Raw genomic sequence first — 13,771 nt, 5'->3', positions numbered from 1 at the left:
GTCCAAAAAAATACCACCATGATAACTGCAAGAACGTCAAAAATTACGAGTGTTTTCTTCATTCCTACTCACCTCCGATAACACGTCTGACAAACTGAAAAAAAATAAGATTGCACTTTGGTAATCTTTTATAGGCAATATTCCCTTTATTCATCAAATAAAACAGTTTCCGGAATGATTTCCCTCGGCCTGTCGAATGTTGAATGAATTCTATCAATGACAGCAAAAGCCTTTTCATAAATTTCAATAAAGCGAAGTAAAATGAATTATGGCTAATAACAATATTGACACGAAAGGTGGTGAATAGCAAAATGACAGAAGCAATATCCTTGGATGTCAAAGGTATGCATTGTCCGAATTGCCCTGCAAAAATCGAGAAAGCCGTTTCAAAAATGGATGGTGTTGCGCAAATACAAGTCAGTTGGAAGATGGAAAATGCCCGTGTGGAGTTTAATAATACCGTAACAAGCATTTCCGATATTATAAATCGAATTAACAAAATGGATTTTCAGGCAAAAATCATCCAACATAGCCCCCAGTGATAAATTTTTTCAGGTTGAATGCCTTGTAAACGACAACAAGCCCGCATCTGATATCAGGCGCGGGCTCTGTTGTTGTCAATTGTTCACCTGTGTTATTTACTAATTTGAACCTTACTAATCGTCCTGTCTTCCACTTCCATTATTTTAAAGGTTAAGTCCTTTCTCTCCATCACTTCTCCCCCTGCAGGAAAGTGATTAAATTCTTTTAACAGATATCCCGCCAGAACATCTTCATCTTCCGGTATCGACGTATTAAAAATGGAATTTAAGTGATGCAACGTAATCTTACCATCACAAATAATTTCCGTTTCCGTTAACTTTTCAACCATTGAATTGCTTTCCGAATCAATTTCATCTTTAATTTCCAAACCAATCATGGTCTCAATGATATCCTCGTGGGTTACAATCCCTTCTGTTCCACCATACTCATCCAATACAACAGCCATATGCTTTTTTTCTTTTGTCATTTGACGAAACACCCATTCAATGGAGTTAAACTCATACACAATCAACGGGCTGGTATCACTTAGGGATTTAAGGGGTTTATCAGGCATTGTAGACCATTGAATCAAATACTTTGAATGAAACACCGCAACGATATTGTCAATATCATCATCATAAATGGGATACCTTGTAAAAGGGTTTTGAATAACAACATCTCTAACTTCCTCGTATCCAGCTGTATGCTGCAATGCAACGATATCCACACGCGGCGTTTTTAATACATCTTTCACATTTAAATTATGAAAATCAAGAACCCCTTTGATTCGATAGGACTCATCTTTTTTAAGCATGCCTTCAGAATCAGCAATTTCAACGATTGCCCGAAGTTCTTCTTTTGACACAGACACAGGTTCTGCCTCACCCTTGGATAATGTTTTTGTTATGGAACCTGTCAGCCAGTTTAATACAAATGTTATCGGTTTAAAAATAGTTACAAAAAATCGGATGATCGGATATACCAGAAATGAAATACGTTCGGGGAACGCCGCCGCAACGGATTTGGGTATTACCTCTGAAAAGACAATAATTGTAATGGTCAAAACAGCCGAGGCAATTCCAACATTGATCCCATATTGAATGGCGAGTGTTGTTACCAGTGTGGGAAGTAAAATATTGGCAATATTGTTCCCGATCAATATAGTCGTGATAAATTCACTCGGCCTGGATACCAGTTTCAACAACTTCCCAGATTTATTGTCCCCATTGGACGCCTTCGTTTGCAGTCTCATTTTGTTTGTGGCAGTTAGCGCCGTTTCACTTCCCGAAAAGAAAAATGAAACAACTAATAAAAAGATGATCGCAATGATCACAAACATTTCCTCCTTATGTATGTACACATTACCTTAAGTATAGATTATTCTCTTTAAAAATGAAATTAATGTGTGGAATCCACTTCGCAGTAATTATAGTTCCGTTTACAACAGAATAAAAAAACAGCTTCATCCATGGCGGATAAAGCTGTTTTTTTCTATCACTCCATGCCTAAATAACTGCAAGCAACATGGCCAACTGATTTGGCAGCAACCAAAATCGCATCCTCATCAATATCGAATTTTGGATGGTGGTTAAAGTAAGGCTCATCCACCCCTTTTGGTGTACAGCCAATATAGAAATAGGATCCAGGGATTTTTTCCAGATAGTATGCAAAGTCATCAGATGGTGCCATTTTCGGAAATTCTTTTACTTCTTTGATGCTTTTATCTTTAAGGTTGTTCAGGACTTCTGCAACAAACGCAGTCAACTCGGGATCGTTGTACAATGGTGGATAGTCAGGTGTATACGTAAGTTCACACGTCACACCAAATAATTCTTCCACGCCTTTTACAATCCGATGAAATTCTTTGTCAATAACGTTCTGTGTTTCTTCATTTGAATAGCGAATATCGCCTTCAATTTCAATACTGTCCTTTATGACGTTAAAGCTGCCCTTTCCATCAAATGAACCGATTGTCACGACCCCGGCATTCATTGGATCAACACGGCGGCTGACAACGGTTTGTACTGCTGTTACAAAGTGAGCGCCTGCAACGATGGCGTCATTCGCTTTGTCGGGTGATGATCCGTGTCCGCCAAGTCCCTGTATTCGCAATTTAAAATACGTACGGCCATTAAATGAATAGCCGCTATGATAGCCAACTGTGCCAGCTGGTGCCATTGGCAGAACATGAATACCGAAAATCGCTTCCAGATCATCAAGCTTTCCGGAATCCACGATACTTTTGGCACCACCAGGGGGCTGCTCCTCTGCATGCTGGTGAACAATTTTTATCGTTCCTTTGATTTGATCTTTTAACTGGATGAGGCAATCCGCCAAAATCAGCAAGTATGCTGTATGGGCATCATGTCCGCATGCATGCATTACACCTTCATTAGCTGATTTAAACGGAACATCCGCCTCCTCATGAATCGGCAGCGCATCAAAATCGGCGCGAAGCCCAACTGATTTACCCCGCAATCCTCCGTTTATGGTAACAATGATGCCATGTCCATTTCCCACATTCGTTTCTATTTCGACATCTTTTCCTTTGTAAAAATCAGCAATGTACGCTGCCGTTTTTTCTTCTTTAAAAGAAAGTTCCGGATGTTCGTGTAAATAACGGCGAATTTCGATCATTTCATCTTCCCGTTCTTCCAGCATTTTCATTAATTCATCTTTCATCAAGCAGACTCCTTTCCATTTCAGTCCGTATAACATATTTTCTATTTAATTATACAACTTAATCCATAAGTGTTGTTGCATTAGGTCTCATTATAGAATACTTCAATACACTGGAAAGTATCCGTTTCCCAAAAACCTGAACAGTAATCGTCCAACATCATAGTCGCTGAACAGCTGATCAATTTGACTTGCTTTTCTTTCCAAAAATGATTTATAATTATATAAACACATATAAACAGCTATGAAAAAGGCACAGTACAATTACCCGCTGATTTTCAGAGAACTTGTGGCCGGTGAAAACAAGTATCAAGGTAAATTGGAATTGGACTTTGGAGCTTTTTACAATGAAGTGATTTCGTCGTAATGGCGGGATAAATAGGGTGGCACCGCGGTTCATTCGTCCCTTTTGACAGGGATAAATGGATTTTTTTTATTGTCCATTTTCCCGGAAATCGAAATGGAGTGTGAAAAGATGAAAACCATATTTTCCGGAATTCAACCAAGCGGAACACTGACAATTGGAAATTACTTAGGCGCGATGCAGCATTTTATCCCGCTGCAAGAGGATCATCATTGCTACTATTGCATTGTCGATGAACATGCTGTTACAGTTCCCCAGGACAGACTGGAGCTGCGCCGCAATATCCGGTCACTTGCAGCATTGTACCTTGCATCCGGTATTGATCCTGAGAAAACTACACTGTTTATTCAGTCGGAAGTCCCGGCTCACACGCAAATGGGCTGGATCATGCAGTGCATCAGTTATATCGGTGAGCTGGAGCGGATGACCCAGTTCAAAGACAAAGCAACCGGCAGCAAGGAAGCCGTTTCTTCGTCGCTGTTAACCTATCCACCATTGATGGCAGCAGATATTTTACTGTATAAAACCGATATCGTTCCTGTCGGTGATGATCAAAAGCAGCATATGGAACTGACACGTAATCTCGCGCAACGTTTCAATAACAAATTCAACGATATTTTAACCGTACCGGATGTAAGTATCCCCAAGTCCGGTGCACGGATTATGTCGCTGCAGGATCCGACCAAAAAAATGAGCAAATCCGATTCCAATGAGAAAGGATTTATTTCGATGCTGGATGAGCCGAAGAAAATTGTTAAAAAGGTGAAGAGCGCCGTGACCGACTCAGAAGGTATAGTGAAATTTGATAAAGAGAATAAACCCGGTGTATCCAATCTGATTACGATTCAATCCGCCTGCACCGGCAAATCTGTCGAGGAAATCGAAACTGCCTATGAAGGAAAAGGCTATGGGGATTTCAAACAGGACGTTGCTGATGCAGTCGTGAGTGTACTTGAGCCAATCCAAAAACGTTATTATGAGTTGATTGATTCAGAAAAGCTGGATGAAATATTGGATGATGGCGCTGATAAAGCATCCTTTGCAGCCAATAAAATGCTCCGCAAAGCAAAAAAAGCGATGGGACTGGGCCGGGTTCGGAAAAAGAAATAAACTGTAGAAAAGCACTTCCCTGCTGTGGGAGTGCTTTTCTTGTTTCCAGTGATAAATTCGTTGTCGGTAATGGTTCTTCTGTCGATATAACGGCGGTTCTCCCGTTAAATCAGTTCTTCTCCCGATATATCCGCGGTTCTCCCGTTATTCCCCTGTTAACCCGCTGCTTCAAAAACGAAAAAAGCAACCCCGGCCAAGGAGGAGTCCCCAAAAAAGGGGTTCCCTTAACCGGGATCGCTCTTTTCCACAATTTACTGCTGCTTCGATTTATTTTTATCCGACGATTGTTCGGCTTCCCACATTTTTTCGAGGAATGGTTGTCCTTTAATCATTTTTTGACAAAGTTCTTCATGCGATGAACTCCAGCCCTGTTTAACACCTTCATACAATGTGTTCCAGACCGTATCTTCATTCATGTAGCGGATGAACGGATACTGCTTCGGATCCCATTCCGTGAGCCAGTAGCGGAGTTCTTCCAGATTGTTGGTTGTGCGAAGCTGGTCGAGCGCGATCATCAGAAGTTGTTTCAATTGCCGCTCCCGACGTGTCAATCCATGGACAAGCTCCGGTTCCATCGATAGCATATGATACTCTTTTTCCGCCATTTTTTCATCAAATGTAAATGTTTCCGGCTGCGTTGTTTTAATCATGTCGAATACAAGCTGTTCCTGCCTTGGGATGAGCCTGCTTTTTCGTACGGGGATATGATAGCCAATCGTGTCAACGGCCAAGATATCATTCCCGTCTGTCACAACACATGCATATTCCAGCGCATTACGTTCCTGTCCTTTTCGAGAATAGGCCCGTTTGTACACCATATTAAGCATGCTTTCCGGCAAATCCTGCATGTCATTTTCAATGTAGTTGTAAAGCACTTCTGATATGTAGAGTAACGGTACCTGATCAAGCAGTTCAATCTGATCCTCCCGCCGCCATTCATGAAAATAACACACACTGTAACCATTTTCTTCACCTTCAAACCAGTTCACCCAAACATCATGTAAATACAACATATACAACCCTCACTTTTTGCACTTTAAATGTTTACTGCCAGCATTTTTTCGCCGGGCATAACGTTATCAGGCAGCTGCCTTTTTAACGGTTCATTTAAAATACATTATGACCATCATCGGAAAAAATATTCGATTGATTAAAAGATTAGGTGTTTGGATATCGATACAATGCAATCACCATCAGTAAAAAACCAACAGGCAAAAAATAGCACTCCGGCCGGCTTTTAATAAAAATCAAATAGTCAGTCCACTCAATTCCTGCTGGCAAAAAATTCATATATGCAATTATAGTAACGCCACCGGTGACAGCCAGTCCAAACCCGAGTAAAAAAAGAAACAGTTTACCCATTTATACTCCACCACCCATGCTTGTACAACCTTGTTATTTATTCTATGTTTCAGTTGGACAATCATGATAAACCAGCGGGATTAAGTGTCTTTTTCCCTGCAATATAAACAGCAGTGATTACGCGTTGAAACTTTTATCAGTCACTCTATTGAGTTTATCGGTGACTCAGGCATGTTTATCAGTCAAGTTAATGTGTTTATCGGTCACTTTAGCAAGTTTATCAGTCACTTTTACCTTTTCTAGACAAAAAAGGCCGACCGCCAAAGCGATCAGCCTCATCTCAACTTAATATTTTTTAAAAAGCAATGTGACATTGTGTCCGCCGAAGCCAAGTGAGTTGCTCATCACGACGTTGACATCCTGTTTTCGTGATTCATTCGGCACGTAATCCAAGTCACAATCCGGATCCGGTGTTTCATAATTAATCGTTGGCGGAATAACCTCATCTTCAATCGATTTAACGGAAATAACCGATTCGATACCGCCGGCCGCTCCGAGCAAATGACCGGTAACACCTTTAGTTGAGGATACCGCTAATTCCCTGGCATAATTACCGAATACGGTTTTGATTGCCATTGTCTCATATTTTTCATTGAGCTGGGTACTTGTTCCATGCGCATTCAGATAATCAACATCCGTTATCGTTATGCCTGCATCATCAATGGCCTGCTGCATTGCACGGGCAGCGCCCTCGCCATCTTCCGCCGGCGCAGTGACATGATAAGCATCACCCGTTGCCCCGTAACCGATAATTTCAGCGTAAATGTGTGCACCGCGGGCTTGGGCTGATTCCAATGTTTCCAGAATTAGGATACCGGAACCTTCACCCATGACAAAGCCATCTCGATTCTTATCAAATGGACGGCTGGCTTTTTTCGGATCCTCATTTACTGACAGTGCTTTCGCTGAGCAAAAACCAGCAAATGCCATATTGGAAATTGGCGCTTCTGCACCACCGGCTATCATATAGTCTACCTGACCACGCTGAATTGCTTTATATGCATCACCAATTGAGCTGGCACCAGATGCACATGCCGTTGTTGAACAAGAGTTAATGCCTTTAGCTCCCAGCTGAATCGATACCTGACCTGCCGCCATATCCGGAATCATCATCGGTACAAAAAACGGACTGACACGGCGCGGGCCTTTTTCCAAAAACTTTGTATGCTGCTCTTCCCATGTTTTCATTCCGCCGATGCCTGAGCCGACCCACACGCCAACCTGGTCAGCAATTTCATCATTGATTTCGAGTTTTGCATCATCAACGGCCATTTTCGCGGCTGCCACCGCATATTGGGTAAAAGGGTCCATTTTTCGGACATCCTTCTTATCAATAAAAACGGTTGGGTCAAAATCTTTCACCTCAGCCGCAGCTTTAGCTGGAAATTCATCTTTGTCCACTTTCGTAACAAAATCAATCCCGGTATTTCCTGCAACAACGTTATCCCACATAGACCGGACATTATTGCCAACGGGGGATATAGCACCGAGTCCCGTAACTACAACTCTTCTTTCTGCCATTTCGTACTCCTCCTATGAGATATACTGCGTTTTTATTTGCCCCAGCGAAGTGCAACAGCACCCCATGTCAAACCTCCGCCGAAACCTACCATCACGACTAAATCGTTATCTTTTATTTTACCATCCCGGACAGCTTCAGACAAAGCAATTGGAATGGAAGCTGATGAATTATTTCCGTACTTTTTAATGGAATCGGCCATTTTGTCCTTCGAAATGCCAAGTCGTTCGCGGGCGGATTCCATTATCCGGATGTTTGCCTGGTGCGGTATCAAGTAATCAACATCTTCTTTATTATAGCCAAGTTGTTCAATGACATTTACCGATGATTCCGGCATTTGCCGCACAGCAAATTTGAACACTTCCCGGCCGTTCATCTGCAGGTGATTATTTTTATCCTGATAAAGTTCTTTACCACCTGAACCGTCTGCTCCGAGTTCAAACGATAAAATCCCTTTTCCTTCAGAAACCGGGCCGACGACCGCCGCTCCTGCTCCATCTCCAAATAGGACACAGGTATTCCGATCAGACCAGTCTGTAATTTTGGACAATTTTTCCACACCTACAACGAGAATATTTTTATAGGCTTTTGTTTCAATAAACTGTTTGGCTGTTACCATTCCGTACATGAACCCGGAACAGGCTGCACTAATATCCATTGCGGCAACTTTCCCTGCGCCAAGACGGTCCTGAAGCATACATGCCACAGATGGAAAAGGTGTATCCGGGGTAACCGTTGCCACCAGAATCATATCTAAATCCTCTGCCGTCATATTTGCTTCGTTAAGTGCATTTTGAGCAGCGAAAAAAGCCATATCGGAAGTATCCACATCATCACTGGCGATCCGTCGTTCTTCGATGCCTGTTCTTGTCCGGATCCATTCATCATTCGTGTCCACAATCTTTTCCATATCCTGATTTGTCAAGACGTTTTCTGGGACATAATGTCCGGTCCCCAACAAACCTGCATCCATATTTCCATCCCCTTATAGTTAAAGTTAATATCAAATATTATGACTTGGTACTAATAATAATGCAAAACTGCACACTGTGCAAGTGTATAGCAACAGATTCCTCACTGCTCATTGGGCAGCAAGTCCGTCTCCTCGTATGATTCGATGGCCTCGTTCATCTTTTCCCGGAAGTCTTCCGGTACTTCCGGACTGAATTCACCCATTGAAATTACCCCATCCTGAAAATCAAAGGTTAATACACCACCTCGAAGTTCGTTGTCGTTAAATTTTTCAGCAATCCGGACATACAAATCCGAAACGTGCTGAACAGTGCTTGTCAACACCTGCTTTTCATCGATGGACGACTGATCCGTCACATAACCGATGCCGTACACCCCGTCTTCGCTCACTTCCTTTAAAACTTGTGCACTGTATAAATCTCCAGTCGGATAAATGACATCGGCATTCTCGTCATGCAATTGTTCATACAACTGCATTGCCTTTTTAGTATCATTCCAGCTGTTCACATACTTAATGTTTACTTCAGCTGCACGGTTTTGATATTTTACCCCTTCGTAAAACCCTTCAATTTCCGGTTGCCATTCAAATGCACCGATTACAGCAACCTCATTCGTATCGGTCATTTTCCCGGCAACCATTCCAGCAAAAAATCCCATGGCGTGCGAATTGAAATTAAGTGAGGTAACATCATCGCCAAATTCACCGCCATTAAAATAAACAAAATGTATTTCCGGATAAGAAGGGGCAATTTCAACAAAGTATTTTCCATACGTATTACTGTGTCCAAAGACCAAGTTTACGCCGTTTTCGGAAAACTCATCTACGGCTTCAATCACTTCCTGTTTCGTCTGAATATCCTCTTTATAATAGACTTCCGCATCAAATTCTTCGTTGATTTTCTTAAGACCTTTATACCCTTCTCTTGACCATGCATTATCATGGGCCGAATGCTCAACCAGCATGCCCACTCTTTGCAAGTTATCATCATAGCCCGTACAACCGTACAATATGGTGGAAATCCCTATAACAGTCAGCAATACGATGGAAAACTTCATCAAACCCCGCACTCCTATCCAGATGTAATTCCGCTATTCGTAAATAAAGTTTATCATACATTTTCATTAGATTCGTATAATTCACTGAATTTTTTGTAGTGATTTTGTACTATTTTCAACCGATCAGTAACAGGTCTATTGTTTCGGATGAAGACGGAATTTTCAACTTTTCTGTCATCCGGTACATCTGCCCCCCCTGTTTTTACTTTTATAACTGGAGGTAAGTTTGATGCACGAATACACTGATGAAAAATTTTTAAAAAGTCACCAATATAAACTGCCTTCTCCAAAAATTCTTCGGAATCAAATGTGATAAATTTACGACGGAAATACATGCCGTTATGATTCATTGGCATCCACTTCCCAAACAGGAGCGGCAAATATATCGTTGATGTGCTTTCTTTATGAAGCGTTAATTCCGTTTCACTTGGCATAATACGCATGTCATAGACAGTTTCATTCGACTGCTGTTCCACATGTGTGAAATTTTCATTCCGGCTAAAAAACATGGATAAATGCTCTTTTCCATCTGTATTAATTTCATCATTTCCGGTAACAGTATATCCCTGATTAAGCAGATACTCAACAATGTGAAACCCGATCCAATGAAAACAGTTTTCTACTAAAAACATCCCAGTTGCCTCCTTGTCAAATAATGTTCACAGTTGGTTCAGCTGCACAAATAAAAGCTTTTATTTTTAGATTCAATTTGATAAACTATATGAGGAAAGTATATGAAAACGAGGTGTTAGTAATGCGATTTATCGCACCATTGATTTGGGCATTTCTCATCAGCTGTGTTATATCCTATGTATTAACCAGCATGGGCGGCACTCCATTTAACCTGACCAGCACAATTGCAATGGCCATTGTTTTATCCATTGGGGTCTTCTTCCTTGGTGAAGGCGTTTTGAAACAAGGTGAAGGTGAACGTGAACAATAACGTAAAACTTCAATCAGTAGCGGTTTTCCCACTGATTGTCCGTTGATCGGATCGCACATATAATCGGCAGTTGATATCTGAACACATCTTTTTTTATCTGCCCTCAGTTGAAGGAGGGGCATCTTGCCGGTTAACGCTGGATAAATTAATCAAATTAATTGCTGCAATGAACCCTTGCCTTCAAGGTGATGAACGGCAAGGGTTTTTGCATTGTTTGTCATTCAGTACCACGGCAGAACACTGAGTGCTGTCAATGCAGCCAATGGCAAAATAAGGCGGCGGAATCTGCGTGGACGATGGTATCCGCCATACCCATAAAATCCGGGATTATAACCGCCGCCCCAGCCGAACTGACGGTGATGTTGCCCATGCGGCATGCCATTATCCTGTTCGAGTGGAACTGCAAAATAAACGTACTCATTATCCAGACCGGTAACAATTCCGTCAAAACTAGATCCATCGTTCAATTCAACGAGTACATAGGAATGCATATGGTCCTTACATTGATCGTATATATGTTGATAATGATGATTCATATTTTCAACCTCCTCACCAATCAGCCTATTCAATGGTTTAACGGTTGGTGATTTGTCCGGGGGTGAAAATATATACCAGGAGGCAAACTAAATGGACACCATAACAGAAATCTGGCTGCTGATAAAATACTTATTTCTTGGACTTGTACAAGGATTTACCGAACCAATTCCCATTTCATCAAGCGGCCATCTTGTTATTTTGCAAAAAATATTCGGGATAGAAATTGCGGGGCTTTCCTTTGAGATACTGGTAAACTTCGGTTCGCTTCTTGCTGTGTTGATCATTTACCGCAAAGATATTTTCCGTTTGATTCAAAACGGACTTCGTTACATGACAACGAAAGACAGTGATGCAATAGGCGATTTTCAGTTTATTCTGTATCTCGTAATTGCAACGATTCCAACAGGTATACTGGGGTTGTTATTTGAAGACTACATTGAAGAAGAACTTAGTACAGTAACTGTAGTAGGATTTACCCTTCTCATAACAGGGATTGCCTTATGGATCATTCGCAACTTACGCGGCAGAAAAAATGACAGTGAAATAACTGTCAAGGATGCAATTATTGTTGGCTTGGCTCAGTCTGTTGCCCTAATCCCAGGTATAAGCCGTTCAGGTGCGACGATTGTTGCTTCGATGCTTGTCGGCATGAAAATTGAAACGGCACTGCGATTTTCATTCTTACTGTACATCCCGGTCAGTTTGGGAATAACCGTGCTTTCCGTTGGGGATATCGTCGGCAATGACAATTTAAGTGGACTGGCCATACCGTTAATTTTGGCCTTTGCGGCATCAATCCTGGCGACCTATTATTCCCTGCGCTGGTTCATGAACATCATGAAACGCGGTAATCTAAAATACTTCACATTTTACTGCTTGATTGTAGGAATACTCGTTATTCTATTCCTGTAGTTCGTTTTAACGTCCCTCCACAAGGGTATCTGTATTGTGGAGGGATTTTTATGAGCTTCATTGAAGACGAACAACAATTTCTGGACATTCACGTTGGAACATTTGAATTATCGTTCAGTAAAAAATACCGCTATATTGCACTGATCAATGACCTTACATTGGGACTGGAATTTTTAATCGGCAGTGCCTTTTTCTTGTTTGAACCGTTGAAAACAGCCGGAATTATTCTATTTATTATCGGAAGTGCGCAATTATTGGCAAGGCCCGTCATTAAAATTATACACGCCATCCATTTTTCCCGGGTCAAAAAATCACAGCAGGAAAACTTCCAGTAAGTCCACTACTGGAAGTTTTAGCTGTCAGCGGTTCTTCGTTTCCCACGCCATGCAAATAGCTGAAGGCATTCATTGTCAGGTTAAAGGAACCCTTCGCTTCAGGGGCCTACTTCTCTATTTTTTGCCGATTGCCACACGCCACATCTTTGGTCCATTCTCCAAGTATTCCCATGTAAATGTATCTTCCCGCTCGATCATTAATTGATAATGGAGCGGTTTAGGATCATGATCATTCGACAGCTCCATGAATTCACCTGATCCCAGGCAATCAAATGTTTCAAATATTTTCGGATGACGATTCCTTGGATCATAATCTGGCGCATGTATTTTTACCGCAAACTGCGTATCATTCATTTTCTATTCCTCCTCAGTCAATTTTTGAAACACCTCTATCATATAAATAATTGAAGATTTTTAAAGTGAGAAAAAACACACCTTGGCATGATGTTTGTCACGCTCAAAAAGTTTTCACAATTGAGGATTATACGAAAGAATGGGAAGTGATAGAATAAGAATAGATTGATATGGTTAGGGGGCATCAAAATGAATACACATTCCATCAAGGAACTTTTACATAAGATTCCGTTGTTCAAAGACCTCACCGATTATGAAATGGAACCCATTGTCGATTTGGCAAAACACCGTATGTATCGGAACGGCAGCCATATTTTCATGCAAGGTGATCCACTGACGAACGTTTATTTTATCCATCAGGGGCGAATCAAAATATACAAAACTGATTTTCATGGGAAAGAACAGATTGTCAATGTGCTGCAGCCGGGCGACATGTTCCCCCACCAGGGTTTCTTCAGACAGGATGACTATCCGGCCCATGCAGAAGTAATCGAGGATGCCATCCTAATCTATATTCCGATTAAGGCATTCGAAAACTTTCTGATCAACCACCCGGAAATCTGTGTAAAACTGTTCCGCGTTCTTGGGGATATCATCATGGATCTTCATAACCGTCTGGAAGAAAAAATTCTTCACAATACGTATGAACAAATTATCATGCTGCTGCTGCGCCTTGCCAAGGACTATGGAAAGGAAACAAACGACAATCTGATGAAAATCAAAACGCATTTTACGAATCGTGATCTTGCCAACATGATTGGCTCCAGCCGTGAAACCGTCAGCCGCACCCTGACACAGCTGAAAAAACAGCAGCTCATCGCAACCGATAAATCCGGCGCATATGTTTTAAATACCGAAGCACTGGAAGACGAATTATTTTCATAGAAGTAAATCCCGCCTAAAGGAGGTGGGATTTTTTTATTACTCCTGCCGAAATTGAGCTAAACATGTTCGGATTGAGGTATATGCTCGTTTTTGAGGGTGATATGCTCGGTTTCACACCATATATGCGCGAATACGAATGATATATGATCGCTTTCAGCACCTTTATGCGCGATTTTTAAACATCGGCACGGTTTAGAAGCCGTGCCGATGTTGTTTACATA

General features: G+C 41.5%; 16 protein-coding genes and 1 other annotated feature. Of the genes, 6 read left to right on the top strand and 10 right to left on the bottom strand.

Annotation, left to right across the window (positions count from 1 at the left end):
- Window positions 1–311: 311 nt before the first annotated feature.
- The gene (locus ABD010_RS03325) at window positions 312–542 is read left to right on the top strand and encodes a heavy-metal-associated domain-containing protein (RefSeq protein ID WP_343810285.1); all 231 of its coding nucleotides are present in this window, start codon (window positions 312–314) and stop codon (window positions 540–542) included.
- 92 nt (window positions 543–634) lie between these two features.
- Here the strand turns inward: ABD010_RS03325 and ABD010_RS03320 are convergent, their stop codons facing one another.
- Together ABD010_RS03320 and ABD010_RS03315 are read right to left on the bottom strand one after the other, a co-directional pair.
- Window positions 635–1,855 carry a hemolysin family protein gene (locus tag ABD010_RS03320; RefSeq protein WP_343810283.1) on the bottom strand — a complete coding sequence of 407 codons (1,221 nt, stop codon included), beginning with the start codon at window positions 1,853–1,855 and terminating at the stop codon, window positions 635–637.
- Between the two features lie 161 nt (window positions 1,856–2,016).
- On the bottom strand, window positions 2,017–3,204 hold the full coding sequence (locus ABD010_RS03315; protein ID WP_343810281.1) for an amidohydrolase: 1,188 nt from the start codon (window positions 3,202–3,204) through the stop codon (window positions 2,017–2,019).
- A 232-nt stretch (window positions 3,205–3,436) separates the two neighbouring features.
- Window positions 3,437–3,612 (top strand) — a binding site (T-box leader).
- Window positions 3,613–3,676: 64 nt separating this feature from the next.
- Between ABD010_RS03315 and trpS the strand changes: the two genes are divergently transcribed.
- On the top strand, window positions 3,677–4,675 hold the full coding sequence (trpS, locus tag ABD010_RS03310; RefSeq protein ID WP_343810279.1) for a tryptophan--tRNA ligase: 999 nt from the start codon (window positions 3,677–3,679) through the stop codon (window positions 4,673–4,675).
- 251 nt (window positions 4,676–4,926) lie between these two features.
- Here the strand turns inward: trpS and ABD010_RS03305 are convergent, their stop codons facing one another.
- The 6 genes from ABD010_RS03305 to ABD010_RS03280 form a co-directional block, all read right to left on the bottom strand.
- Window positions 4,927–5,688, bottom strand: a complete 762-nt coding sequence (locus ABD010_RS03305) for a YjbA family protein (protein ID WP_343810278.1) — start codon at window positions 5,686–5,688, stop codon at window positions 4,927–4,929.
- A gap of 145 nt (window positions 5,689–5,833) precedes the next feature.
- Window positions 5,834–6,037, bottom strand: a complete 204-nt coding sequence (locus tag ABD010_RS03300) for a YuzI family membrane protein (RefSeq protein ID WP_343810276.1) — start codon at window positions 6,035–6,037, stop codon at window positions 5,834–5,836.
- A gap of 285 nt (window positions 6,038–6,322) precedes the next feature.
- On the bottom strand, window positions 6,323–7,558 hold the full coding sequence (gene fabF, locus ABD010_RS03295) for a beta-ketoacyl-ACP synthase II (protein ID WP_343810274.1): 1,236 nt from the start codon (window positions 7,556–7,558) through the stop codon (window positions 6,323–6,325).
- Between the two features lie 32 nt (window positions 7,559–7,590).
- Window positions 7,591–8,529 carry a beta-ketoacyl-ACP synthase III gene (locus ABD010_RS03290; protein ID WP_343810272.1) on the bottom strand — a complete coding sequence of 313 codons (939 nt, stop codon included), beginning with the start codon at window positions 8,527–8,529 and terminating at the stop codon, window positions 7,591–7,593.
- 101 nt (window positions 8,530–8,630) lie between these two features.
- Complete coding sequence (locus ABD010_RS03285) at window positions 8,631–9,584, bottom strand: BMP family ABC transporter substrate-binding protein (RefSeq protein ID WP_343810453.1); 954 nt, start codon at window positions 9,582–9,584, stop codon at window positions 8,631–8,633.
- 53 nt (window positions 9,585–9,637) lie between these two features.
- Entirely contained in the window at window positions 9,638–10,216 is a 579-nt protein-coding gene (locus ABD010_RS03280; RefSeq protein ID WP_343810270.1) for a hypothetical protein, read from the bottom strand.
- 122 nt (window positions 10,217–10,338) lie between these two features.
- On the opposite strand from ABD010_RS03280, the gene ABD010_RS03275 reads away from it, so the two are divergent.
- Entirely contained in the window at window positions 10,339–10,527 is a 189-nt protein-coding gene (locus tag ABD010_RS03275) for a DUF2929 family protein (RefSeq protein ID WP_343810268.1), read from the top strand.
- Window positions 10,528–10,748: 221 nt separating this feature from the next.
- On the opposite strand, the gene ABD010_RS03270 is transcribed toward ABD010_RS03275, so the two are convergent.
- Window positions 10,749–11,063, bottom strand: a complete 315-nt coding sequence (locus ABD010_RS03270) for a hypothetical protein (protein ID WP_343810266.1) — start codon at window positions 11,061–11,063, stop codon at window positions 10,749–10,751.
- 100 nt (window positions 11,064–11,163) lie between these two features.
- Here ABD010_RS03270 and ABD010_RS03265 point away from each other — a divergent pair, with 100 nt between their 5' ends.
- The gene (locus ABD010_RS03265) at window positions 11,164–11,976 is read left to right on the top strand and encodes an undecaprenyl-diphosphate phosphatase (protein WP_343810452.1); all 813 of its coding nucleotides are present in this window, start codon (window positions 11,164–11,166) and stop codon (window positions 11,974–11,976) included.
- 50 nt (window positions 11,977–12,026) lie between these two features.
- The gene (locus ABD010_RS03260) at window positions 12,027–12,311 is read left to right on the top strand and encodes a YrhK family protein (RefSeq protein ID WP_343810264.1); all 285 of its coding nucleotides are present in this window, start codon (window positions 12,027–12,029) and stop codon (window positions 12,309–12,311) included.
- A 114-nt stretch (window positions 12,312–12,425) separates the two neighbouring features.
- Here the strand turns inward: ABD010_RS03260 and ABD010_RS03255 are convergent, their stop codons facing one another.
- Window positions 12,426–12,665, bottom strand: coding sequence for a DUF2249 domain-containing protein (locus tag ABD010_RS03255; RefSeq protein WP_343810262.1), 240 nt, complete (start codon window positions 12,663–12,665; stop codon window positions 12,426–12,428).
- A gap of 189 nt (window positions 12,666–12,854) precedes the next feature.
- On the opposite strand from ABD010_RS03255, the gene ABD010_RS03250 reads away from it, so the two are divergent.
- Window positions 12,855–13,550, top strand: a complete 696-nt coding sequence (locus ABD010_RS03250; protein ID WP_343810261.1) for a Crp/Fnr family transcriptional regulator — start codon at window positions 12,855–12,857, stop codon at window positions 13,548–13,550.
- Window positions 13,551–13,771: the final 221 nt, after the last annotated feature.

The organism is Virgibacillus siamensis (genome assembly GCF_039522605.1).
Lineage (GTDB): Bacteria > Bacillota > Bacilli > Bacillales > Amphibacillaceae > Lentibacillus > Lentibacillus siamensis.
Note: the sequence above shows the minus strand (reverse complement) of the source record. Positions and strands in the feature narration are given on the sequence as shown.

Coding starts and splice junctions, on each gene's coding strand:
- ABD010_RS03325 (WP_343810285.1), top strand. CDS start 312: ATGACAGAAGCAATATCCTTGGATGTCAAAGGTATGCATTGTCCGAAT.
- ABD010_RS03315 (WP_343810281.1), bottom strand. CDS start 3,204: ATGAAAGATGAATTAATGAAAATGCTGGAAGAACGGGAAGATGAAATG.
- trpS (WP_343810279.1), top strand. CDS start 3,677: ATGAAAACCATATTTTCCGGAATTCAACCAAGCGGAACACTGACAATT.
- ABD010_RS03305 (WP_343810278.1), bottom strand. CDS start 5,688: ATGTTGTATTTACATGATGTTTGGGTGAACTGGTTTGAAGGTGAAGAA.
- ABD010_RS03300 (WP_343810276.1), bottom strand. CDS start 6,037: ATGGGTAAACTGTTTCTTTTTTTACTCGGGTTTGGACTGGCTGTCACC.
- fabF (WP_343810274.1), bottom strand. CDS start 7,558: ATGGCAGAAAGAAGAGTTGTAGTTACGGGACTCGGTGCTATATCCCCC.
- ABD010_RS03290 (WP_343810272.1), bottom strand. CDS start 8,529: ATGGATGCAGGTTTGTTGGGGACCGGACATTATGTCCCAGAAAACGTC.
- ABD010_RS03285 (WP_343810453.1), bottom strand. CDS start 9,584: ATGAAGTTTTCCATCGTATTGCTGACTGTTATAGGGATTTCCACCATA.
- ABD010_RS03280 (WP_343810270.1), bottom strand. CDS start 10,216: ATGTTTTTAGTAGAAAACTGTTTTCATTGGATCGGGTTTCACATTGTT.
- ABD010_RS03275 (WP_343810268.1), top strand. CDS start 10,339: ATGCGATTTATCGCACCATTGATTTGGGCATTTCTCATCAGCTGTGTT.
- ABD010_RS03270 (WP_343810266.1), bottom strand. CDS start 11,063: ATGAATCATCATTATCAACATATATACGATCAATGTAAGGACCATATG.
- ABD010_RS03260 (WP_343810264.1), top strand. CDS start 12,027: ATGAGCTTCATTGAAGACGAACAACAATTTCTGGACATTCACGTTGGA.
- ABD010_RS03255 (WP_343810262.1), bottom strand. CDS start 12,665: ATGAATGATACGCAGTTTGCGGTAAAAATACATGCGCCAGATTATGAT.
- ABD010_RS03250 (WP_343810261.1), top strand. CDS start 12,855: ATGAATACACATTCCATCAAGGAACTTTTACATAAGATTCCGTTGTTC.